We start from the raw sequence: 22,768 nt of genomic DNA on the forward strand, positions 1-22,768 counted from the left end.
ATGTCCTCAGGCCGCCTTGCGGCCGTTGCAATCGAGATAACGGGAGATTTCGGCGGCGATCACCTCGGCATCCGCGCCGACGCCGCCGATGAAATTGGAATCGCGTTTGCGCAGGAAGCGGAAGCCGAGCGCGTAGAGACCGGGCACGCTGGTGGCGCCGCCCCGCTGCGCCAGCTCGCCATCGGCGCCGAGCGCCAGAGGCTCCAGCCAGCCGAACGAGCGCGCATAGCCGGTTGCCCAGACGATGCTGCGGATCGATCCGTCCGCCAGCGACAGCCGTTCTGGGCAAGCTGCGGGCATCGCCACCGGCTCGGGCCGGTATGGTGTCGTCACACCCGCGAAGCGATCGATCTGGTCGAGTAGGCGCGCCTGCTTCGCTTCGGCTGCCGCGATGTGCTGGCCAAGATCGCCGGCGAAGCCGATCTCGCGGTCGCCGACGCCATGCACCCGCCCGGTGAGTTCCACGCCGAGCGCCTGCAGCGTGGCGAGGTCGACATCGGCCCTGTCCGGCCGGCCGGCGAGCTGCAGCGAAGGCTGGCGCCGGGCGCCTTCCGGATCGGCGAGGTCTTCCTGGCGCTGTGCCATCAAGCCCATTTCGCAAAGCCAGAAGAAGATATCCTGGCCGCGCCATGTTCTGGGCAGGCGTGTATGCTTGCCGACCGAAAGCACCACGCGCCGCCCGGCGCGGACGAGCTCGTCGGCGATCTGCACGCCGGAGGACGAGGCGCCGACAACCAGCACACCGCCGCCCGGCAGCTCGCCAGGCGAGCGATATTGCGAAGCGTGGATGCTGAGCGGTCCGCGAAGCATCTCAGCCGAAAAAGGGATGACCGCCCGGTCGCAATGTCCCGTCGCGACGACGACCGCGGTTGCCGACCAGTCGCCGGCGCTGGTGCGCAAGGCGAAGCCGTCGCCGGTTCGCTTGGCGGCGAGGACCTCGACATTGGTCTCTACGGTTGCATTCCATTGCCAGGCGTAGCGTTCCAGGCTTTCCACGAAAGCCTCCTTGGTCATGAAGCCGTCGGGATCGCCGCCCTCATAGGGCGAGCCGGGCAGGGCGTTCAGCCAGTTCGGCGTGAGCAGCCTGAGCGAGCGCCAGCCCTGCGAACGCCAGCGCTCGCCGATGCGGCCGCGCTCCAGCACGGCATGGTCGATGCCGGCCTGGCCGAGGCAATGGCTGAGCGCAAGCCCGGCCTGGCCCGCGCCGATGATGACGACGTCCGAGCGTCTCATGGTTCATTCCGTCGATAGGAGGGAGGCGGCCCGGATCGGCTCCAGGCCGCCTGCGGGCTTACTGGATGGTCTTGATGCCGACAGTAACCGGCACGCCCTTGGTCAGCACGTCGAACACGGCCGAGCGGGCGCGCGACTGCTCGACCAGCTGCTGGAGCTTCTCGGCCGGCGCGTCGCCTTCGATCTCGAACGACACCTGGATGTTCTGGAAACCATTGCGGACCTCGTCGGAGATGCCGAGAATACCGCGCAGGTCGATGTCGCCGTCGACCGAGCATTTCACCTTGGTGAGCTTGATGCCGCGCGCGGCGGCGATGTTGGCGACGCCCGCCATCAGGCAGCCCGCCAGCCCGTGCAGCAGCCACTCGACCGGGGTCGGCGCGTTGTCGGCGCCGCACAAGATCGCCGGATGATCGGCATCGGCATAATGCGGCTTCTCGTGCTTCTGCTCCTGGCCGGCGCCGAAGAAGCCGTTCATGACGGTCTTGCTGTGCGTGCCCTCGATCCACTCATTGTGAGCACGGAACTGGAACTTGGCCAGCTCCGGCTGCCCGGCAACGAAATTGATCGTCGCCAAAAGGTTCGGCGTGTCGACGCCATTGAGCGGAAGCCGTGCAGGTTTGGTGTTGGGTTGCATCTTCATCTCCAAGGTTCGTTTGCGGCTTGGTTGCCGTGGCGGCCTCTGTTTGCCGATGGAGCGTTTGAACGAGAGTGGATGCGATCGTGGAATTTTTCATACGCCTACCGTGGAAATTGCGTTGGGCGTATCGTTTGAAACGAAGTGCCTTGATCCGAATGCGCCGGAACGAAAAAGCCCCGGGCGTGGGGAAGCCCGGGGCCTGTCGACGGCATGGCGACGATCGCCATGGGCGGTCAGTGGGCGTTGCGGATGTCCATCCCGCCGGCGTCGGAGGCGTAGCGCATCGAGGTGTAATGATCGATTTCAGAACGGGCGATACCCAAGTCCTTGAGTAGATAATCGGGCATAGCCTGCATGGCGGCGCGGTCGCTGCGCATCCTCATTGCACGGTAGACAAGGCGCAGCGCACGGCCGGCAAAATTGATCGGGCCGAGACCCGATCGGCTGGTTTCATGGGGGGTGTGTTCCAAAGTCGTCATCGTCGTCTCCATCTTTTGCGGCGCGACCGTTCGCGTCGTCGATTGCCGGACTTGTGGCTTACGACCGGGGGAACGAGCGTTGGAGCGGGCGTCGAAATTGCCGTGGAAATAGAGATTTTGTAGGCTTGCAGGAACATCGAGCTAGGCGCGGCTGGGACGCGCGGGTCGTATAGAAGAGAGCGCGAGGAATGAGGCGGCATCGCCTGCTTGAGCCGTTTGTTGCCGCGTTGGAGCAACTTGATGGCCGATCTTATGACGATCTCAGAGTACTGTTCGCAGCCGTGGCCAACCGCCGCCCCGAGTTGCTCGAACGGTCTTTATTCGCCGAGCGCAGCCGCCGCACGTCCGAGATCGAGAAGATTTTGCGAAAATCCATGGCCGAACTCGGACGAATGGAACAAGCCGGCGCGCTTCCCGAGGGGATGTCGGTGCCTTATTTGTATCACTTGAGGCTGAACCACGCGACCGGTCGCCTGCATGTTGGTCATGGCGACCGATCTATTGTGTTGTTCCCTGAAAATTCAAACTGAGGCACTTTGCGGGGCAGCAGCAGTCGCGGCCTTCAGGAAATCCGCAGCCCGGTCTCGTCCAGCAAGACGCAGTCGTCGGCGTCGAAGCCGAGCTCGATCGCTTCGCCTTCGCGCAGCACCCGGCCGTCGATCGGGGCGTTGGCGCGGATGTTCGCCTTGCCGCCTATGTCGACCTCGTAGATAGCGCTGCCGCCGAGATAGGAGGCCGACACGATCCGGCCGGGCAACCGATTGGCGCTCGCTCGACCGACCGACAGTTTCTGTGGCCGCACCACGACGGTGACTACGCTTCCCTGCGGCAGCGCCTTGGGTGAAAGCACATTGACCGTCTGGCCGCCGGCGAGCGTGACAATGGTCGGCCCGTCGGACCTGCTCACCGTGCCTGACAGCATGTTGGCCTTGCCGAGGAAGTCGGCGACGAAGGCGGTGGCCGGCCGCTCGTAGACCTCTTCCGGCGTGCCGATCTGCTCGGCCGAGCCGGCATTCATCACCACGATGCGGTCCGACATCGACAGCGCTTCTTCCTGGTCGTGTGTGACGAAGATGGCGGTGATGCCTGTTTCCTTCTGGATCTTCTTGATCTCGACGCGCATCTCCTCGCGCATGTTGGCGTCGAGGGCCGAGAGCGGCTCGTCGAGCAGAAGCACCTGCGGCTCGAAGACGATGGCGCGCGCCAGCGCAATGCGCTGCTGCTGGCCGCCCGACAATTGCGAGGGCAGTTTCTTCTCGCTGCCCGGCAGCCGCACCATCTCGAGCGCCAGGCCGACCTTGCGCTTGATCTCGGGCTTGGCGACGTTGCGGTATTTCAGCCCGAAGGCGACATTGTCGAACACGCTCTTGTGCGGAAACAGCGCATAGCTCTGGAACACCAGCCCGATATTGCGCTTGTAGATCGGCACGTCGTCGACCCGCCGGCCGCCGATCATGATCTGGCCGGCAGAAATATCGACCAGCCCCGCGATGGAGCGCAGGATCGTCGTCTTACCGCAGCCCGAAGGGCCGAGCAGCGTGACGAAGCTGCCCTTACCGATCGACAGCGAGAAATCGCGCACCGCGACGAACTTGCCGTAGGCTATCTCGATGTTGCGGAACTCGACCGCCGGGTTGTTCGCCCCGGCGGCCGCGCTCGCGCCTTCCGCCCCGGCCGAGGCCGGCCGGGGATTGAGTGTCGTGACCTGGCTGTCAGGCACCTTTCGAGATCCTGTTCCACTGCTTGGTCCAGGCGTCCTCGTTGGTCGCCCAATAGACCGGATCGGCGAAGGTCAACGCCTTCATCGTGCCGGTCGGATCGAAAGCCGGCAGCTTCGCGATCTTGTCGGTCAGCTTGACCTTGTTCGGGTCGAGCGACGGCGGATAGCTCTGGCCTTCGGCCACCGCGATCGAGGTCGCCGGATCGAGCATGAAGTTGATCAGCTCCTCGCATTCGGCCATCGGCGAGCCTTTCAGGATCAGCATGTCCTCCATCCAGGCGTAGGAGCCGGCCGGATCGAGATAGCCGATCGGGTGGCCCTGGTCCTGCAGCGCCGCGACGCGGCCCGACCAGGCATCGGTCACCACGATCTCGCCCTTGGAGAGCAGGTCCATCAACTCCGCGCCGGAGCTCCAGAACTTCTTGGCGAGATCGCGCGTCTCGCGCACCTTGGCCCAGATCGCGTCCATGTCCTTGAGATTGTTGGGATCTTGTCCGGTGGCGAGAGCCGCGTACCAGACGCGCGTGGTCATGTCGGAATAGCCGCCGACCTTGCCGGCATATTTCTTGTCGAGCAGAAGTCCGGCGCCCTTTTCCTTGGCTTCTTCCGGCGAGATCACCTTGGTGTTGTAGGCGATGCCGGTGGTGCCGTAATCGTAAGGCACCGCCGACAGCTTCGGCGTCAGCTTGCGGAACGGCTCGATCATCGGCTGCAGCACATTCGCCATGTTGGGAATGTTGGCCTCGTTGATCTCCGAGTTCATCCCCGCATTGATATATTTGATGTAGTAGTTGACGCCGGACGAATGGACGATCTGGAAGTCGCCGGGCTTGGCCGTCTTGATCTTGGTGATGATCTCGTTCTCGTCGCCGAACGTGCCCTGCACCACCTTGATCTTGGTCTTGGCCGTGTAGGGCTGGAAGGCGTATTTGTCGATCGCGTCCTGCACCGTTCCGCCCCAGCCGTCGAAGCGCACCTGCTCGACCGCGGCAAGCGCCCGGCTCATCCACGGCATGGAGAGGCCGGCGGAGGCCGCGGCAGCCGCGGTCAGGCTCAGGAACGTCCGTCGGCTGAGATCGCCGTTGACATAGCGGTCGTGCAGCCGCTCCAGCCGCTTGGTGGTGGTTAGTTTCATCGTGCTTCCTCCTTGGGTTCGCCGCGTCTTCTCAGTTTTGTCAGGCTTTGCATCAGCAGGCCGCCGATCAGCGGGATGCCGACGGTCACCACAATCATCACGGTGCCGAGCGCGTTGATCTCCGGGCTGATCGAGATTTTCAGCATCGAAAGGATTTGCGTCGGCATGGTCTCGACACCTGCCGGCCGCCAGAACAGGCTGGCCGACGTGTTGTCGAACGAAATGGTGAAGGCGAGCAGCGCGCCGCCGACGACCGCCGGGATGAGCAGCGGCAGCGTGATCTCGCGGAAGGACGAGAAGCGCGAGGCGCCGAGCGAGAGCGCCGCCTCCTCATAGACGCGCCTTATGCCGACCATGCGCGCCTGCGCGATCAGCACCACATAGGGCACCGCAAGCAGGATGTGGCCGAGCACCAGGAGCAGCATGGTGCGCGGCTGGTCGATCGCCTTGATCAGCACCAGAAGACCGACGCCGAGAATGGTTTCCGGCACCAGCGCCGGCAGGATCACCAGCGTGCTCAGCGCCTGCTTGCCGCGGAAGTCCAAGCGCGCCAGCGCGAAGGCCGTGACGACGCCTATTGCCGTGGTGACGGCGGCGGTGACCAGCGCGATCCACAGCGAGGTGCGGAAGGCCGTCAGCACCGCGTCATTGTTCATCAGCTTGGCGTACCATTGCAGCGAAAAGCCGGTCATCGGGAAGCCGCCGAACATCGAGGCGTTGAACGACAGGATGACGGTCGCCACGATCGGCGCGAACATGAAGACGTAGACGCAGAGCGTGACGAAGCCGGTCAGCCGCCAGGCCCATTTGCCTTCCTTGTTCGGTCGCGCAGCTTTCATCCGCCCAACCCCTTCACGATCTGCGACATGCCCATGTAGCGGGTGTAGATCGCGGCGAAGAAGCCGAGCACGAGGAACAGCACGATCGACAGCGTTGCGCCCATCGGCCAGTTCAATTCGCTCATGATGGTGTCATAGATCAAATTGCCGAACAGAGCGTCGCGGCCCGAACCCAAGAGCTGCGGCGTCACATAGCTGCCGGCCGCCAGCACGAAGCAGAGCAGCAGGCCCGCCGCGAGACCCGGCAGGGAAAGGGGAAGTGTGACCTCGCGGAATGCCTGCGCGCTGGTGCAGCCCATCGAGCGCGCCGCCGAGATCAGCGTTCGGTCGATGCCCTCGAGGCTGACATAGACGTTGAGGATCATGTAGGGCAGGAGGAAATGCAGCAGCCCCAGGATCACCGCGCCTTCGTTGTAGAGCATCGGCAGCGGTGCATTGATGATGCCCATTTTGAGCAGCGCGACATTGACCACGCCCTGTTCGCCAAGGATGTTGATCCAGGAAAAAGTGCGGATGGTGAAGCTGATCCAGAACGGCACGATGAGCAGGAGCAAGAGCAGCCATTTGTGCCTGAAGCTCGTCGCCCAGATGAAATAGGCCGGGAAGTAGCCGAGCACGCCGCACAGCAGCGCGGTGATCGCGCCGACCCTCAACGTCTTCAGCAGGAAGCCGGAATAATAACTGTCGCTGAAGAATTCCTGCCAGTTGGCGGTGGTCAGCGCGCTGGTTTCGACGCCGGCAGTGACGAAGGTGAAGAACGTATAGGCCGCCATCACCGCGATCGGCAGCACCAGGAAGAAGATCAGCAGCAGAAGCACCGGTGCAACGAGCATCCAGGCCAGGCGTGGATCGTACAAGGTCCATCGATTTTTCATGCGCACCCGAAGGTCCGCGCTTTCTTCGAAGCGCTTTTGTTCCCGCAGTGAAGATTGTTTCATTGCCGCCGCGATGTCTACAGGCGGTGATTGAGCCAGAGAGATGGAAGCGAGGAGGGTAATCCCTTTTGGTATGTCGCCGGGCTACATTGTGGCGTTGTCTGAGCGGTTTTCCAGCAGCTTCGAAGAGCTTGATGCATCCGTATTGGTTGGAGCCTGCCGCTTCGTCAAAAAAGGCAGAATAGCGGCATAGACGTGTCATTTCCTGGAACGAACGGTCACGTTTTCATTCAGGCTGATAACTATTCTGTGTTGCACCGCACCATTTTGTGCCGCAGTCCTTTAGCGTAGGCGAATATAGGGTTTAGGAGTCGGCACGCTTGCGTTTTCCGTTGACCGGCACGGATGTTGCGGCCGCCGGCCCGGGCCATGTCGTCAGCACCAGCGGCTGCGAATGATGCCCGGCGGTCGCGACCTCCAGCTTGACGCGCTCCGGGCTGCTGCCGTCACGCTTGTGCTTTATTCGCATTTCTTCGCGCCCGGCGGCACGTCCTTCCTTGGTCATCTCGGAGTGCGGCTGTTCTTCGTGCTTTCCGGCTTCCTGATCACCAGGCTTTTGCTGGAGGCACGCGACGCCGATCAATTCGCGGCTGGATCGGCGCTGCGCTCCTTCTATGCCAGGCGCGCGATCCGAATATTCCCGCCCTATTTCGCGGTACTGGCCTTCGTCTGGTTTACCGATCTTGAACAGGCTGGATCGTCGCTCGTCTGGCACGCGCTCTATCTATCGAACTTCTGGTACGCGCATCGCAACGACTGGACGCCCTGGCTGCTTTGCCATTTCTGGAGCCTCAGCATCGAGGAGCAGTTCTACATCGCCTGGCCGCTGATCGTCCTCCTGGCGCCGCGCAGGCGCATCGAGGCGATCACCATTGGCCTCATCTGCTTTTCGCTCGCCTACCGCTTCTACTGGCCGATCGCCGCCAACCCGGCGCTGGCCCGAGACCTGTTGCCGCCGGCCTCGATGGATGCGCTTGCCTGCGGCGCGCTGCTTGCCGTACGTCGCGCCAGGGGCGCCGGCGTGCCGCGTTGGATGCGGTTCGGCTGGCCGGCCTTCGTGGCGCTCTTCCTACTCGTCGTCTTGTCCGATCCGGGGCCGGCGAACTCGACATGGGAATGGCCGCGCTGGCTCCTGGTGCAGGTGCTGCCGCTGGTGCCGTTGGTGGCGATCGTCTCGATGTGCTCGAACGGCCTTCCCGGCACGCTCGGCTGGCTGGCCGAACTGCCTCCGCTGCTTTTCCTCGGCCGCATCAGCTACGGCGTCTATCTCTATCACGCGATCCTCCTCGCTTACACCGTAAAGGCGCAGCCGTGGATCCCGCTCAACGTCTCGGAGGAGGGGCCGGGGCGCTTCCTGGTCGCGGGCGCCGCCACGCTGATTGTCGCCTCGCTGTCCTGGGTGCTGTTCGAAAAGCCGCTCAACAGCTTCAAGCGCTATTTTCCCTATATCGCGCGGCCACGCGCTCGTGCGCCGAGCGAGACCCGGCGGTTCGGCGCCACATATCCCGGCGCAGAAGCGGCGCTCGATCTGCAGCCGACGGACCGGAGCTAACAATGATACGCCCGCTCATCTCCGTCGTGCTGCCGATCTACAATGCCGAGCTCTATGTCGGCGCTGCAATCCAATCGATCCTGCGGCAGGACTACGACCGGCTCGAAATCATTGCCATCAATGACGGATCGACCGACAGGTCGCTGGAAATCCTGGAGCGCTTCCGCAAGGCGGACGGCCGCGTATCCATAATCTCGCGCGAGAATCGCGGCCTCGTCGCCAGCCTCAACGAGGGGCTATCAATAGCCCGGGGCGAGTTGGTGGCGCGGATGGATGCCGACGACTTTGCCTATCCCTGGCGCCTGTCGCGCCAGGCGGCGCTGTTTGCCGCGCGGCCCGAACTCGGCTTCTGCGGCTCGCTTGTCGACACGCTGCTGCACGGCCGCGTCGCACGGGGCAGGGTGGATCCGGTGTTCCGCCTCGGTCTCCTCCCGGTGCTGTCGAAGTTCTTCACGATCTTCATGCACCCGACGGTGGTCTACAACCGCCGGGTCATCGGCGAGGCAGACCTGTATTACGATGGCCGCTACCGGCATGCCGAGGATTTCGATCTCTTCCGGCGGCTGGCCGACCGCTATCCGGCGGCGCTGATGCCGGAAAGCCTGCTCGTCTACCGCCTGCATCCCGGCAGCGTGACCAGCTTGCATACAAGCGAGATGCGGCGCACGCACCTCCGGATTGTCGGCGAAAATCTCGAGCGCGAGGGGCTGGCGGACGAAACGCAGGATCTGCGCGCCATTGGCGACAATGTTTCGTTCGATACGGTGCGCCGCGCGGCCGTGTTCATCCGCAGCCTGGAGGAGCGGATCGCCGAGTTGCCGGCCGCATCGCGGCCGAGCTTCGAGGCCGGCGCGCTGAACCTGTTCTATTTCCTCTACCAGCTCGTCAACGACCAGCAGCGGCCGGCGTTGGCGCATGAGTTGCTGACGCTGACGGCGAAGTGGGACGTCATCCGCCGCCGCGAGAAATACGCGCTGCGCGCCGGCGCCTGGGCGCCCTGGTTGAGCCAGGCTTCGATCTGGGCTGGCAAACGCGCGGACAGGATCGCCTATCGCTTCAAATCCGCGCCGGCGGCGTCCGTGCTTGCGCCTTATCGGATGGGGGCGGCATGAACGCCGATCGCCATCCGCTGCTGCAGCATCTACGCTCGCCCCCCGGCCCGAACCAGCGGCTTGAGGTCTCCTTCATCGTCTGCACGCGTGATCGCGCGGCGGTGCTGAAGTCCTGCATCGATTCGATCCGCGCCGCCTGCCGGACGCATCCTGCCTTCGCCGCCGAGCTGGTGGTGGTCGACAATGGCTCGCGCGACGGTACGGCCGACTATCTCTCGCGGATCGCCACGGCGTCCGATATAGCGCTGACGGCTATCTGTGAGCCACGGCCCGGACTGGCGGCGGCGCGCAATGCCGGGATGGCGCGGGCGCGCGGGCGCGTGCTGGTCTTCGTCGACGACGATTGCAGGCTCGACCGCGACTATCTCGTCGACCTCGAGCGGCATTATGCGAGTGGCGAGAAATGGCTGATCCGCGGCGGCCGCGTCGAGATCGGCGACGCCGGGGACCTGCCCTTCACCATCAATCGCTGCGAAAAGCGCAAGCGGCTGACGCGCGCCGTCCATCCGGGCGGCTTCGTGCTCGGCTGCAACATGACCATGCATCGCGATGTTGCCGCCTTGATCGGTCCCTTCGACGAACGCTTCGGCGCCGGCGGAGCGCTGCGCTCGGCCGAGGATACGGATTACCTGGTGCGCGCCATGCTGGCCGGTATGGCGGTGGAGTATGTGCCGGATATGACGATCTTCCACCATCATGGAAGGCGCGACCGCGGGGCGATCGAACGGCTGCACCGCGACTATCATTTCGGCAACGGTGCGCTCTGCCTGAAACATATGCGCCGCGCCCCGTGGCTGCTTCGTCACTTTTACTGGGCAACGCGGGCGGCCACGCGCGAGCTCTTCGGCGGTCCGCGCTTCGACCAGGAGCTCAGCCTGTCGCACTGGCCGATCGTGCTGATGAACCTGGCGGGCGCGGCGAAGTTCATGGCCCTGGTGCTGGCCGGGCGGCCTGACCGGCAGGAGCGGCCCGCCCAGGAAACCACCGAGGCCAGGGCCGAGGCCGGCGCGCGATGATCGAACCCAAAGCCCCTATCTTGTCGATATTGCAGCGCGCGCTCGGACGGCGTCAGCTCGGCCTGATGCCCGTCGTCGTCGTGCTCGGACTTGCAAGTGCCGCGCTCGAAGGGCTCGGCATCGGGCTGATCATCCCGCTGCTTGGCATCATCATGGGTCATGGCGAGACGACCGGCATGGCCGGCCTCTCCGCCCTCCTGCAGAAGGTCGGCGCCGGGCTAGGCGAGCGTGAGCGGCTGATTGCGATTTCGGCCGCGATCCTCGGCTCGATCCTGCTCAAGAACCTCCTCGCTTTCGCCAATTCGGTGCTGACCGCTCATATCTACGGCAAGGCGAGCCAAGCGATACGCGGCGCCCTGGCCGAGCGGCTGCTCAATGTCGGCTATCCCTTCTTTCTCAGGCAAAGCCCGGGCCGCTTGCTTAACATCATCTCCAGCGAATCCTGGCGGGCATCGGATGCCATCCAGGGTATGCTCAGCGCGATCGTCAGCGCCTCGGCGGCGCTCATCCTGCTCGCCTTTCTGTTGCTGCTCTCGTGGCCGATGACGCTCCTGGTGATGCTGGGGCTGGCGCTGGTGCAAGCGGCGCATATGGCGCTGTCGGCGCATCTCAGGGCACCCAGCCGCAATGTTTCGGCGCGCAACAGCGCCTTGGCCTCGCAAATGCTGCATCTCGTCCATGCTGGCCGGCTGATCCGCATCTTCGGCCAGGAGGCGCGTGAGAAGGCGGCGTTCGAAAAGGCATCCGACGGCGTGCGGCGCGCGGCCTTCCTGCTCTCAAACCGCCAGGGCGCGCTGGGGCCGCTGACCGAAGTTCTGCACGCCATGCTGTTCCTGGCGGTGGTGATCGGCGCCTGGCTTGCGGGCTTGAGTTTCCCGCTGGTCGCCGCCTTCCTCATCCTGCTCTACCGCCTGCAGCCGCATATCAGAGCCTTGCAGATGACCTGGAGCCAGTTGCAGGGTCTTTCCGGCTCGCTGGAAGAGGTGACCTGGCTGCTCGATCCCGATGGCAAGCCCGCGCCGCCCGAGGGCAGCCGGCAGTTCGCCACCTTAACGAAAAAAATCGCCTTCGAGGGCGTGAGTTTCAGCTATGCCAATGAGGAGCAGCGCGCGGCGGTGCTGCACGCGGCGAGCTTCGACATCGTGAGCGGGCACTCGACGGCGTTGATCGGCCGCTCCGGCGCCGGCAAAACGACGATCGTCAACCTGCTCTGTCGCTTCGTCGAGCCGGATGCAGGCAAGATCCTCGTCGACGGCGCGCCGCTCGGCGAGATCGACCCGGCCGACTGGCGCCGCCACATCGCTCTGGCCAGCCAGGAGCTGGAGCTGGTCGACGGTACGATTCTCGACAATATCACCTATGGCAAGGACACGGCGACGTTCGAGGAGGCCCGCCGCGCCGCCGAGCTTGCCGAGGCGCACGGCTTCATCGAAACGCTACCGCAAGGCTACCAGACGGTGGTCGGCTATCGCGGGGTGAACCTTTCGGCCGGGCAAAGGCAGCGCATCGCGCTCGCCCGCGCTCTTGTACGCGACCCCGACATATTGATCCTCGACGAGGCCACCAACGCGGTGGATGGGCTTTCGGAAGCGGCGATCGTCGAGACGCTGAAGTCGCGCGCCGGCCGCCGCACCACGATCGTCATCAGCCACCACCGCAGCACGATCTCGTTCTGCGACGACCTGGTGATCCTGGAGCATGGTAGAGTGAAGAAACAGGCGCCGTTCACTGAGATGGCGAAGCTTAGTATGGATGAGTTGTATCGGCCGGAGTGAGGAGCCCGAGCAGGGGCTCGCCCGCATCTTCTTCGTCATCACTTCCTCCTCCTATGTGCCGAAGCGAGGACGGTTCTGGCGCAAAGCGGCGTTCCGAGGCGGCCGGAAGGGCTGCCCTACCTTTCCCTGAACGCCCGTGCGAACGAGTCCATCATCGGGCGTACCAGATATTCGAAGAAGGTCCGGTTGCCGGTGCTGATGAAGGTGTCGACCGGGGTGCCGGGATAGAGCTGGTCCGCCTTCACGCCGGGGGGCAGGGCATCAGCGATTTTCAGCCTGGCACGGAAATAGGGTTCGTGGGTGGCCTCGTCGATCAACCGGTCGGCAGAGATCTCGCTCACCGTGGCCGGGACTTCCGGCGTCAGGCGCGCGTTGAGCGCCGACAGCCGGAGCTTTGCCTGCTGGCCGACATGCACCTGGTCGATGTCCTTCGGCCGCAGCCTGGCGTCGACCACCAGGCCCGAGGTCGTGGGCAGGATCTCCATGATCTTTTCGCCGGGCGCGACCACGCTGCCTTGCGAATTATAGGTCGAGGAGACGACGATGCCCGCCGCCGGCGCGGTGATTGTCGTGCGCTTCAGCACCGATTGCGCGGCGCGCATCCGCTCCTCGATGTCGGCGAGGTTGATGCGCACATCGTCGAGCTTCGTCAGCGCCTCCTCGACGCGCTGCGTGGTCGCGCGTTCGGTCTGCGCCTCCGCTTCCACGATCTGCGTGCTGGCCGAGGCGAGGTCCGCCTCGAGCGCGCCGGCTTGGCCGACGAGGTCGGCCTCCGAGCGCAAAAGCTGCGAATATTCCCTGCGGTCGGTAAGGCCCCGGTTCAGAAGGTCGGTCTTGATGCCGAGCTCCTTCTTCACCACCTCGGCCTGCTGCTCGATTGCCGCCTTCTGCGCGTTCAGCCCTTTGACCGACTCGCGATGCATGGCGACGCGCTGCGCCAGGATCGACTGCTCCGACCGGAATCGCGCAAGCCTGGCGTCGAATTCCTTCTGCTGCTCGCGGATGAGGTTTTCGAATTCCTGCTGGAACGGCGCCGGCGCGGGGTCGGCGATCGGCGCCAGCGTGGCTAGGCCGTCGCGCTCGGCCTCCAGCCGCGCCGCGCTTGCCTTGAGCGCGATCCATTGTCTTGTCAGCCGGTTGAGATCGGCTTCCGCGGCGGTCCGGTCGAGCAGGATGAGGTCCTGGCCCCCCCGCACGCGGTCGCCTTCATGCACCAGCAACTGCCTGATGATACCGCCCTCGCGATGCTGGATGAGGATGTTGCCGCTGGTCGCCGCGATCGTGCCTTGCGTGATCACCGCACCTGCCAGCGGCGCACTCGCCGCCCAATAACCGAAGCCGCCCACCATCAGCGCGGTCGCCGCATAGCCGGCGAAGGCCGTGCGCCGGAAGTCGGTGCGCGGGCGGCCTTCGAGGATGAGGCTCTGCGTCATCGTCCAGGGCCCGTGGCGATGCCGTGTGAGGCGCGGATGGTCGGCGCGAACGATCCTGTGACCACCGTGTTCCGCTGCTTGCCCGGCTGGCGCAGCACCTCGGCGCTCGGTCCGAACGCCTCGATCGCGCCGCCGCGCAAGACCATCACACGGTCGCAAGCCGTGGCAATCGAGGGGCGATGCGTGATCACGATCGTGGTCACGCCCGCGGCGCGGGCCGCCGCGAGCACCGTTTCCAGTGCCGTCTCTCCGGCGCCGTCGAGATGCGTGCTCGGCTCATCCAGCACCAGGATGCGCGGATTGCCGTAGAAAGCGCGCGCCAGTCCGATCCGCTGCCGTTCGCCGCCCGACAGCGTCCCGGCGATCGTCGTCTGATAGCCGTCACGCAGCGAAAGGATCAGCTCATGCGCCTCAGCGCGCTTTGCCGCCTCCACGATCGCGGCGTCATCGGCCTGCGCGTCGAAGCGGGCGATGTTGTCGGCGATCGAGCCGGGGAAAAGCTCGACCTCCTGCGCCAGATAGCCGATATGCCGGCCGAGCTGGTTTTCGTCCCACGTCCTGAGCTCCGCGCCGTCGATCCTGATCGTACCGCCGCTCGGCTGGGCGGCCCCGACGAGCAGGCGCGCCAGCGTCGACTTTCCGGCACCGCTCGGGCCGACGATCGCCACCGCTTCGCCGGCCTGAATCGCGAAACTCAATCGCTTGAGAATCGGTTCGACGCCAAAGGCGGCATTTGGCGCAATGAAGAAAAGATCCTGCGCCGAAATCGCACCGGTCGGGTCGGGCAAGACGAGCTTGCGCGTCTCTGCCGGTTGCGCCGCGAGCGCGGTCCCCAGCCGCGTCCAGGCACGCCTCGCCTCACCGAGCTGCCGCCAGGAGCCGATCAATTGGTCGAGCGGCTGCAGCGCGCGCGACGACACGAGCGAGGAGGCGAAGATCATGCCGGCCGTCATCTCGCCCTTGAGCACCAGCCAGGCGCCGGTGCCGAGGATCGCCAGCTGGAGCATCATGCGCAGCGCTCTCGAAGCGCCGCTGAAGACGGCGTTGGCGCCGGCCGAACGGTCATGCAGGACAAGCGCTTCCGCCACATGCCGGCCCCAGGCGCGCGCGGCGTTTTCCACCATGCCCATGGCGCGCAGCGTGTCGGCGTTGCGGGCAAAGACCTGCTCGGCCCGGCTGGCCAAGGCCGAACGCTCCGCCGAGAGCGCATCGTTCCTGCCGATGGCAAGCTGGTTGGCGAAGACCAGCACGACGAGCAGCGCCTCGCCGCCGAGCGTGACCCAGAACAACAGCGGATGGATCAGGTAGAGCAGGGCGAGGAAGACCGGCGCAAAGGGCAGGTCGAACAGCACCGAGACACCGCGCGAGCGGATGAAGGCACAGACCGAGGCAAGGTCGGTGAGGGGCGACGGCGCATTGCCGGAACCGAGCGAAGCGGCGAACGCTCTGGCGCCAAGCCTGTCATTGACCGTCGCCGCGACGCGCTGCGTGTAGACGGCTCGGACGGCGTCGAGAAAGCCGAGGAAACCGAGCGCCGCGACCGCGATGACCGACAGATAAACGAGCGTCTCGACGCTGGAGGAGGGCAGCACCCGGTCATAGACCTGGAGCAGGTAGAGCGGGATGACCAGGAGCAGAAGGTTGATGAGCAGCGAGAACAGCCCGACATCGATTACGGCGCGCAGGAACATCGGCCGCACGCCGGCCTGCCTGATCGCACCCGGAGCGCTCTCCTGTGACATTGGCTCGACCGCCTAGGCTGTGTGTTCGCCCGTGACGTTCAAATGGCTCTGCTGCAGCTCATCCAGCGTATAGGCGTGGATATAGTCGATCTTCATCTGGGCCGGCGTGGCGAGATGGTCGGGCGGCGCGCCGGCTTGTCCGCCGATCGCGAGATCGACCAGCATGTACATCGGCTTGTTCATGTCCGACGGAGTCGCCGCTTGCGCGACCTGCACGCCGTCATAGGTCCACACCAGCTTGTCCGGGGTCCACAGCAGGCCATAGGTATGGAAGCCGGCGGTGTCCATGACGTTCACGGTGGATCCGACCGTGGTGTGCTGGCCCGTCTGATTGGTGTGCGCGGTCATCAGCAGCGAATTCGGTTTCTGCCCGTACATCTCCATCACGTCCAGCTCCGGCGGCCAGGAGCCGTCTTCCGGCAGCAGCCAGAAGGCCGGCCAGGCGCCGGCGTGTTCCGGCAAGTCGGCCCTCATTTCGAAATAGCCATAGGTCTGCGAGAAGGAGTCATGCGTGGTCAGGATGCCGGAGGTGTATTCGTAATTGTTGATCAGCGGCTTGATGTCGGCCGGCGCCTGCGCCGCGGTAATGGTGAGGACCCCGTCCTGCACGCTGAACGGATGCACCGAGCTGGTCGGGGCGTAATTGGCGTCGATATACCACTGCAGCTCGCCATTGCGCGTTAACGTGCTGCCGTTCGGCGCCCCCCACCAGAAGTTGGTATCCCAGGTGCCGCCCTGGCTGTTGTGCAGGTTCAGCGTGTTGAACTCGTCGCTGAAGGACAGCGTCATGCCGGATTTGTCGATCGGCAACTGGAACTGGTTGGGCTGGAATTTGTCGATCGTGGTGTTCTTGAATTCGAGAATTTCGCCCGATCCGAGGTTCAGCACCACATTGGGCCCCGCCTGGATCATGGCGTTGTGGACGGCGGCGAACGAAGTGAATCCGTAACCATCGAGCCGCACAGCATCGTTCGAGGCGAAATTGACGATCGAGTCGCTGCCGTTGCCCTTCGCGATGATGAAAACATCCGCGCCGCCGCCGCCATCGATCAGCACATCGTTGCCCGCCCCGCCGTCGATCGTCTGGCCGCCCGCCTTGGCGGTGATGATGTTGTCCAGCGCATTGCCGAAGGCATAGTTGTGGGCGTTGGTGACGACGAGGTTCTCGACATTGTCCGGCAGCGTATAGCTCATCCATGTGTTGATCGTGTCGATGCCCTGTCCGGCGTACTCGACCACCTTGTTGCCCGCCGAATAGAGGTAATAGATGTCGTCGCCTTGGCCGCCATACATGGTGACGTTGACGCCGCTGGAGGCCCAGATTGAGTCGTTGCCGCTGCTGCCGTTGAATGTCGGTCCGGACGTTGCCGAAAACCAATGGTTGGAAGCGCCGCTATAATAAAGAGGAACGCCTACCGCGTTGACGACGAAACTCATCGGACACTCCTTTCTTGGTGGCGGCTGATTTTCAGGCCAACCTGCAAGCCGGCCTATGGTTCCAAGGATTCGCGTCACAGTACAGATAAAAAATTACCGCTGATCGATAATGATTAGAAATAGACATAACAAGGGGTTTCTAATACAATTTATGCGCGATAATTACACCCCGAATTACTCAATTTTACTCAATATTGCGAGGCTCATGCTGAAATATGGGCAAGATGCCGCGCGTGACCGCCATCGACCAGCGCGGCTGCGCGCGGTGAGCAAGGGCTGAGTCGCTATATGTTCGACGTTGGATATTCGAGCCGGAATCCGATTTCGGTTTGCTCGACAAAAGCGATCGACGGAACGAACAGCGATGGCCAACGACGTCGCACATCGCGTCACATTGCGCCCAGCCAGCCCGCGCCACCGACGATGCCCAGCCTGATCGAAGCGCTCACGTCCGCAGCCTCCGCCGCAAGGGTGGCAGGGTAGCCGCGGGCCACAAAATTTGACAGCCTCTGTCGGATCGGCTGAGGGCTGCCCGTCCTTGGGGCTTCGATCAACGAAGAGAGGATATCGAGACATGCCGAGCACCATTCAACTGCACCGCGTCCTGGCGACTAAGCCGGAGAAGGTTTACCGCGCGTTCGTTGAGGCCGATGCGCTGGCGAAATGGCTGCCGCCAAACGGTTTTACTTGCGCGGTCCACGAGTTCGAGGGCAAGGTCGGCGGCGCCTACAAGATGTCCTTCCGCAACTTCACCACCGGCGACAGCCATTCCTTCGGCGGCGAATTTGTCGAGCTGGTTCCGAGCGAGCGCCTGCGCTACACGGACCGCTTCGACGATCCCAACCTGCCGGGCCAGATAGAGGTGACCGTGATCCTTAAGAAGGTTTCGGTAGGCACCGAGGTCAACATCACCCAGGCCGGCATCCCGGACGCCATCCCCGCCGAGGCCTGCTATCTCGGCTGGCAGGAATCGCTGCGCAACCTGGCCAAGCTCGTTGAGCCCGAGATCAACCAGTAAGTCGGAGCAATTCCAGGAAAAGTGTGTAGGTTCCGGCGCCTTCGCCGTAACTTCTGGTGCGTCAAGATGAGAGCGGGCGGCGGTCGGTCTTCCGGCCGCCGCCTTACCCAAGGTAAGCAAAATTTCACCAAGTGCTGTTAAAAGCCGCTTCCATGGATCGCAACAAGAACAACGACCTGTTTGTCCTGATGGCGGCGCTCGCCGCCATCGCGATCTACAACATTGCCTGCGGCATCAAGACAGGCGAAGTCCGCGGCAAGTTGCATTGGGTCGCTCTGGCGGACGATCCGACACGTTTTTGGAACATCGTGGTCGGCAATTCGATCGTCCTGGTCGCCTCGATAGTCTTTCTGTGGGTTCTCAATTCCCGCAGGCCCGGATGATCTAGGGGCGGCGTCCTCTTTGCCTCACACCGCTCCTTTCACACTGCTCTTGTGATGCCGCCATCGACGCGGATGTTCTGTCCGGTGATGTAGGCGGCTCCGTCCGAAGCCAGGAACGAGATCGTCGCTGCGATCTCATCCGAAGTGCCGTAGCGCTTCATCGGCACGCTGTCGCGGCGCTCATTCGTCGCCGGCAAGCTGTCGATCCAGCCCGGCAGCACATTGTTCATGCGGATGTTGTCGGGGGCATAAGTGTCGGCGAAGATCTTGGTGTAGGCGGCAAGCCCGGCGCGCGCCACGGCCGACGTTGGGAACATCGCGCTCGGCTCAAACGTCCACGCGGTCGAGATATTGATGATAACGCCACCCTTCTGCTTCTGCATCACCGGCGTCACCAGCCGGGTCGGGCGCACGGCGTTGAGGAAATACGTGTCGATGCCCTTGTGCCAGTCCTCGTCGCTGATCTCGATGATCTGCGCACGCGGCCCGTGGCCGGCGCTGTTGACCAGCACGTCGATGCGGCCCCAGCGTTCCACCGCGCCATCGGTAAGGCGCTTCAGATCCTCATTCGACTGGTTGGAGCCGGTGACGCCGAAGCCGCCGAGCTCGTTGCCCAGCGCTTCGCCTTTGCCGGAGGAGGACAGCACGCCGACCTTGAATCCGTCCGCCGCCAGGCGCCTGGCCGCCGCTGCGCCCATGCCGCTGCCGCCCGCCGTCACCAAAGCTACTTTGTCTATCGCCATGTCGCTGTCCATCCCGGGTGCTTGGGTTGAAAGCGACCCTGTTAGCATGCGCAGGGCAGGGGATGAACCGGATTGGATTGCGCCAAGGCGATTGATAATTGGCGAAGGCGGCGGAACTGCCAATCTCCCCCACAAGGGGGAAATTGGCAGTTCGAGCACCCTCAAACCTTGAACATACTCATCAGCGTCTTCGACACCACAGCGCAGCGGCCGGGCTTCACGTCGCCCGCTTTCAGCGGCACGCCCTTGCCCGCAGCCACTGCCGGCTCGTACCAGCCCCGCAGCGCCTGGTCGGCGGCGCAATAGCCCCAGTTCACCAAATCGACCGTCTCTTCGCTGCCCAGGAAATGCAGCGAGGTGCCGATATCGGCAGGTGCGGTGGCGGCGGTCTGCACGAAGGTCGGCTCGGCCGTGTCGGGCTTGCTTGCGATCGACCAGAAGACGCCGCGCGTCGCCGCATAGCCGGGCCGGGTCGCGTCATTGGCCAGGCCACGATCGTCGGCGTCCTTGGCCGCCTGGAAGCGCGCCACCAGATCCCGGCGCCTGAGCGAGCGCACCTGGTTGTCGGTGGTGTCGAGCACGCGTTTCAACTGCGAGAACCAGTTCCGATAGCCGGCGCTCGAAGCCTGCCACGGCGCGCCGGCGTCGCTGACCAGCAGCCAGCGGCAGCGTTTCAGCGCCGGCTCGATGCCGTGATTGTCGTAGACGCCGCCATCGGTGAGCACGGCGCGCGAAGGCGGCACCGGCGGGCCGACAGAGGGGTCGAGCTTGTCGTTCTTCCACGCGAAGGGCGTGAGGTCGAGCCGCAGCGGCGACAGGAAAGGCGGGAAGGCCGAGGAGGCGGCAACCGCGAGAGCCACCGGCAGGTCGGCCTGGTAGGCGACGCCGATGCGATAGTCGGCGATATAGCGCCGCGACAGCCGGAACAGCGAGCCGGTGCCGAGATTGCTGGAGCAGAACACGAACCAGGGTTTTTCCGGCAGGCTCTTCAGCATCGGCCTTGAGCCGTCGAACAAATGTCTCTCGTAGCAGGCGGCGACTTCGCGCGCCGCGCTCGAAAGCGGGTTGAGCAGGCCTTTGAAGATCGCCGGCGCGTCGAGGAAGACTTGCGAGAACTCCAGTATCCTGTTCAGATAGATATCGAAATTGGCGGCGACACCGTTGACGAAGGCGAAACGCGGCCAAAGTACCGCCAGCAGCCCGGCGGCTATCGAGCCGCCCGAGACCGAGCTTACCATGTCGAGTTTCTGGAGCAGCCCGGCCTCGTTGAGGCGGCATATCGCGCCAGCATGAAACAGCATGGCGCGGTAGCCGCCGCCCGACAGGCAGAGGCCGAGATCATAGCGCTCGGGCGCGCCGCCATCCGCGTCCGGTGGTGATCCAGCCGCAATCGGCTCCATCGCGGCCCCCTTTGCCTGTCCGTCCGGCGTCCTTAAGCCTGGCTATGCGCAATCGAGCCCAGCACCGACATTCTTGCAAGTGGGGGAACGCGTAACTTCACAGATTGGAAATCGGCCCGCGCCGACGGACGGGGAGATTACCCGAAGCGGTTGGTACGCAGCGCACGGACGGCGCGTAGGCTTTCGTCAATCTCCAATGGCGCCAGAGGAGATGCCTCAGCCACTCACAGCTCCTTCTCGGCCAATTCCCTAAACCCGTCCGGCACCGAGCGCGGACCTTCCAGCGCTACCGTGCCGTAGCCGACCGCCTCCTTGCCGAAGCGCTGGCGGATCTTGTCCACCGCCCGGTCGGCGCCGAAGCGCGCCAGGCCTTTGCGGCTGCCGGGCCTCAGCTTCTCGTCCGCCAGCCCGAGCGGCAGTTCGAGCTGCAGCTCGGCATGCTCCTCCAGATGCGAGACAGAGATGGCGAGCAGCGAGATGTCCCTCTCGCCCGGATGGGCGGCAAGCACGCCGCGCACCAGTTCCTCGGCGATCTCCGCCAGCATCGCGGTCGCCTGGATCGGCTGGTCGAGCGTGATCGAGCGGCTCACAGCGCGCAGATCGGCGAAGCGAACCCGCACCGTCACTGTGCGCCCGGGCCGGTCCTTGGCGCGCAACCGGCTGGCCACGCGGTCGGCCAGATGCAGGAGCGTCGGCACGAAGACGCGCGGCACTGCCGGCTTCCTGCCGAGCGCCGATTGCGCGCCGGCAGAATGCGCGCGGCGGTGTGCCTCGAGTTTTCGCGGGTCGCGGTTCCAGGCGAGCGCGGCAAGCTTCTGGCCGGCGGCATGGCCGATCAGCCGCTCCAGCGCGCCGCTATGGGTGCGCGCCAATTGCCCGATCGTCTCGACGCCGATCTCGGCCAGCCTGGCCTTGGTCGCCGGGCCGACACCCCACATCAGCGTGACAGGCAGGTCGTGCAGGAAGGCGAGCTCGATGCCGGGCTCGACCACTACCAGCCCGTCGGGCTTGGCTACCTGCGAGGCGATCTTGGCCAGATGCTTGGTCCGCGCCACACCGATCGAGATCGGCAGGCCGAGCTCGGCCTTCACCCGCTCGCGGATTTTTCGCGCGATCTCTTGCGGTGATCCGAACAGATGCGTGCAGCCGGCGACGTCGGCAAAAGCCTCGTCGATCGAGATGCGCTCGACCGCCGGCGTGAAATCGTCGAGCACCTTAATCGCGGCGTCGCCGAGGCGCTGGTATTCAGAAAAATGACCGCCGACGAAGATGAGCTGAGGGCAGAGCTCGCGCGCTTTGCGGCCCGGCATGCCGCCGCGCACGCCAAAGATTTTCGCCTCATAGGAGGCCGCCAGCACCACGCCTCCGCCGACGGCGATCGGCTTGCCACGCAATGACGGATCTAGCAGTTGCTCGACCGAGGCGTAGAAGGCGTCGAGGTCGGCATGCAGGATGGTGGCGGCCGCGGCGGTGTTCGTGGCGGCCATCGCGCGCTCCCATGGCCATTTGTGTGGCATTGCAGCATTAGCTGCGTCTTTTGTAAGGGGAATTAACGGAACATAAAGAGAACAAAAGAAGCTCTCTGTCAAGCCACCACGCTTGGCCGTGCAGGTTTCCACAACTGGGGGCGCAGCCACAGATAGAGCGCCGGTTGTGCGCATGACCTTTGCGCGGGACACGCCGCCGCAGGCTGAGGAGGGATCGCCTCGCGAGGCGATTCCTCCTTCGCTTCTGAACGTAAATTGCGACTGTCTGCGTTATGCCGGCTTGGCGTATTCTTCGGCGCTCAGCACCTCGATGCATTGGAACGGCTGGTTGCCTTCCACCCAGGCGTCGTGGCCGGGCGGGATGGTGTAGGAAGTGCCGGCCTCGATGGTCTTTTGCGTGCCGTCGGTCATCCGTACGGTGATCGAGCCGGACACGGCATAGCCGACATGCGAGACCTGGCAGCTGTCGGTCTTGACCACCGGCTTCACACATTCGGACCATTTCCAGCCCGGCTGCATGTTCATTCGCCCGAGCGTATAGCCCGGCAGCCGCACGATCTCGACACGCGTCTTGGCGGGCGCGCGGACCTCGTCGGGATTGTTGTGCGATTTGGATTCGAGTTTCGTCACCTTCATTGCAACTTCGGCCATGGTATCCCTCCCATGTGTGAAGCGGCGCCTGACGTTGC

The 22,768-nt window shown here is 64.3% G+C and carries 21 protein-coding genes; 7 read left to right on the forward strand and 14 right to left on the reverse strand.

Features of this window, described 5'->3' with window-relative positions:
- Nucleotides 1–6 precede the first annotated feature (6 nt).
- The 3 genes from LB538_RS22285 to LB538_RS22295 all read right to left on the reverse strand — a co-directional run bounded on the left by LB538_RS22285 (nucleotide 7) and on the right by LB538_RS22295 (nucleotide 2,352).
- Nucleotides 7–1,233, reverse strand: a complete 1,227-nt coding sequence (locus LB538_RS22285; RefSeq protein WP_224529715.1) for a flavin-containing monooxygenase — start codon at nucleotides 1,231–1,233, stop codon at nucleotides 7–9.
- Between the two features lie 58 nt (nucleotides 1,234–1,291).
- On the reverse strand, nucleotides 1,292–1,870 hold the full coding sequence (locus tag LB538_RS22290) for an OsmC family protein (protein ID WP_224529713.1): 579 nt from the start codon (nucleotides 1,868–1,870) through the stop codon (nucleotides 1,292–1,294).
- Between the two features lie 236 nt (nucleotides 1,871–2,106).
- Complete coding sequence (locus LB538_RS22295) at nucleotides 2,107–2,352, reverse strand: DUF1127 domain-containing protein (RefSeq protein WP_224529712.1); 246 nt, start codon at nucleotides 2,350–2,352, stop codon at nucleotides 2,107–2,109.
- 188 nt (nucleotides 2,353–2,540) lie between these two features.
- Between LB538_RS22295 and LB538_RS22300 the strand changes: the two genes are divergently transcribed.
- Nucleotides 2,541–2,882: a hypothetical protein gene (locus LB538_RS22300; RefSeq protein ID WP_224529709.1), complete on the forward strand. Its 342-nt coding sequence runs from the start codon at nucleotides 2,541–2,543 to the stop codon at nucleotides 2,880–2,882.
- A 32-nt stretch (nucleotides 2,883–2,914) separates the two neighbouring features.
- On the opposite strand, the gene LB538_RS22305 is transcribed toward LB538_RS22300, so the two are convergent.
- The 4 genes from LB538_RS22305 to LB538_RS22320 are packed head-to-tail and all read right to left on the reverse strand — an operon-like array spanning nucleotide 2,915 to nucleotide 6,921.
- Nucleotides 2,915–4,072, reverse strand: coding sequence for an ABC transporter ATP-binding protein (locus LB538_RS22305; RefSeq protein WP_224529706.1), 1,158 nt, complete (start codon nucleotides 4,070–4,072; stop codon nucleotides 2,915–2,917).
- Nucleotides 4,065–5,207 (reverse strand): ABC transporter substrate-binding protein, encoded by a 1,143-nt coding sequence (locus LB538_RS22310; protein WP_224529705.1) that lies wholly within the window; start codon nucleotides 5,205–5,207, stop codon nucleotides 4,065–4,067. Before LB538_RS22310 ends, LB538_RS22305 begins: the two co-directional genes overlap by 8 nt.
- Nucleotides 5,204–6,046, reverse strand: coding sequence for an ABC transporter permease (locus LB538_RS22315; RefSeq protein ID WP_224529703.1), 843 nt, complete (start codon nucleotides 6,044–6,046; stop codon nucleotides 5,204–5,206). Before LB538_RS22315 ends, LB538_RS22310 begins: the two co-directional genes overlap by 4 nt.
- Nucleotides 6,043–6,921: an ABC transporter permease gene (locus tag LB538_RS22320; RefSeq protein ID WP_224529692.1), complete on the reverse strand. Its 879-nt coding sequence runs from the start codon at nucleotides 6,919–6,921 to the stop codon at nucleotides 6,043–6,045. The genes LB538_RS22315 and LB538_RS22320 overlap by 4 nt, the downstream gene beginning before the upstream one ends.
- A 457-nt stretch (nucleotides 6,922–7,378) precedes the next feature.
- Here LB538_RS22320 and LB538_RS22325 point away from each other — a divergent pair, with 457 nt between their 5' ends.
- The 4 genes from LB538_RS22325 to LB538_RS22340 are packed head-to-tail and all read left to right on the forward strand — an operon-like array spanning nucleotide 7,379 to nucleotide 12,436.
- Nucleotides 7,379–8,533 carry an acyltransferase family protein gene (locus LB538_RS22325; RefSeq protein ID WP_224529776.1) on the forward strand — a complete coding sequence of 385 codons (1,155 nt, stop codon included), beginning with the start codon at nucleotides 7,379–7,381 and terminating at the stop codon, nucleotides 8,531–8,533.
- A gap of 2 nt (nucleotides 8,534–8,535) precedes the next feature.
- Nucleotides 8,536–9,645: a glycosyltransferase family 2 protein gene (locus tag LB538_RS22330; protein WP_224529690.1), complete on the forward strand. Its 1,110-nt coding sequence runs from the start codon at nucleotides 8,536–8,538 to the stop codon at nucleotides 9,643–9,645.
- Nucleotides 9,642–10,661, forward strand: coding sequence for a glycosyltransferase family 2 protein (locus tag LB538_RS22335; protein ID WP_224529682.1), 1,020 nt, complete (start codon nucleotides 9,642–9,644; stop codon nucleotides 10,659–10,661). Before LB538_RS22330 ends, LB538_RS22335 begins: the two co-directional genes overlap by 4 nt.
- Nucleotides 10,658–12,436: an ABC transporter ATP-binding protein gene (locus LB538_RS22340; protein ID WP_224529679.1), complete on the forward strand. Its 1,779-nt coding sequence runs from the start codon at nucleotides 10,658–10,660 to the stop codon at nucleotides 12,434–12,436. The genes LB538_RS22335 and LB538_RS22340 overlap by 4 nt, the downstream gene beginning before the upstream one ends.
- A 116-nt stretch (nucleotides 12,437–12,552) precedes the next feature.
- Here LB538_RS22340 and LB538_RS22345 read toward each other — a convergent pair whose 3' ends face one another.
- The 3 genes from LB538_RS22345 to LB538_RS22355 are packed head-to-tail and all read right to left on the reverse strand — an operon-like array spanning nucleotide 12,553 to nucleotide 17,048.
- Nucleotides 12,553–13,869, reverse strand: a complete 1,317-nt coding sequence (locus tag LB538_RS22345; RefSeq protein WP_224529676.1) for an HlyD family type I secretion periplasmic adaptor subunit — start codon at nucleotides 13,867–13,869, stop codon at nucleotides 12,553–12,555.
- Nucleotides 13,866–15,611, reverse strand: coding sequence for a type I secretion system permease/ATPase (locus LB538_RS22350; protein WP_224529673.1), 1,746 nt, complete (start codon nucleotides 15,609–15,611; stop codon nucleotides 13,866–13,868). The genes LB538_RS22345 and LB538_RS22350 overlap by 4 nt, the downstream gene beginning before the upstream one ends.
- 12 nt (nucleotides 15,612–15,623) lie before the next feature.
- A complete protein-coding gene (locus LB538_RS22355) occupies nucleotides 15,624–17,048 on the reverse strand; it encodes a family 16 glycosylhydrolase (RefSeq protein WP_095768272.1) in 1,425 nt (474 codons plus the stop codon).
- Between the two features lie 574 nt (nucleotides 17,049–17,622).
- Here LB538_RS22355 and LB538_RS22360 point away from each other — a divergent pair.
- Complete coding sequence (locus LB538_RS22360) at nucleotides 17,623–18,066, forward strand: SRPBCC family protein (RefSeq protein ID WP_224529671.1); 444 nt, start codon at nucleotides 17,623–17,625, stop codon at nucleotides 18,064–18,066.
- Between the two features lie 152 nt (nucleotides 18,067–18,218).
- On the forward strand, nucleotides 18,219–18,449 hold the full coding sequence (locus LB538_RS22365) for a hypothetical protein (protein ID WP_095768274.1): 231 nt from the start codon (nucleotides 18,219–18,221) through the stop codon (nucleotides 18,447–18,449).
- A gap of 38 nt (nucleotides 18,450–18,487) precedes the next feature.
- Here the strand turns inward: LB538_RS22365 and LB538_RS22370 are convergent, their stop codons facing one another.
- From LB538_RS22370 to LB538_RS22385, 4 genes are all read right to left on the reverse strand, one after another.
- The gene (locus LB538_RS22370; protein WP_224529669.1) at nucleotides 18,488–19,192 is read right to left on the reverse strand and encodes an SDR family oxidoreductase; all 705 of its coding nucleotides are present in this window, start codon (nucleotides 19,190–19,192) and stop codon (nucleotides 18,488–18,490) included.
- 161 nt (nucleotides 19,193–19,353) lie between these two features.
- The gene (locus tag LB538_RS22375) at nucleotides 19,354–20,592 is read right to left on the reverse strand and encodes a patatin-like phospholipase family protein (RefSeq protein ID WP_224529665.1); all 1,239 of its coding nucleotides are present in this window, start codon (nucleotides 20,590–20,592) and stop codon (nucleotides 19,354–19,356) included.
- A gap of 224 nt (nucleotides 20,593–20,816) precedes the next feature.
- Entirely contained in the window at nucleotides 20,817–22,079 is a 1,263-nt protein-coding gene (gene dinB / locus LB538_RS22380; protein ID WP_095768472.1) for a DNA polymerase IV, read from the reverse strand.
- Nucleotides 22,080–22,349: 270 nt separating this feature from the next.
- On the reverse strand, nucleotides 22,350–22,730 hold the full coding sequence (locus LB538_RS22385; protein ID WP_140845412.1) for a cupin domain-containing protein: 381 nt from the start codon (nucleotides 22,728–22,730) through the stop codon (nucleotides 22,350–22,352).
- Nucleotides 22,731–22,768 lie beyond the last annotated feature (38 nt).

The sequence above is a fragment of the Mesorhizobium sp. Ca11 genome (assembly GCF_020165275.1).
Classification (GTDB): Bacteria; Pseudomonadota; Alphaproteobacteria; order Rhizobiales; family Rhizobiaceae; genus Mesorhizobium.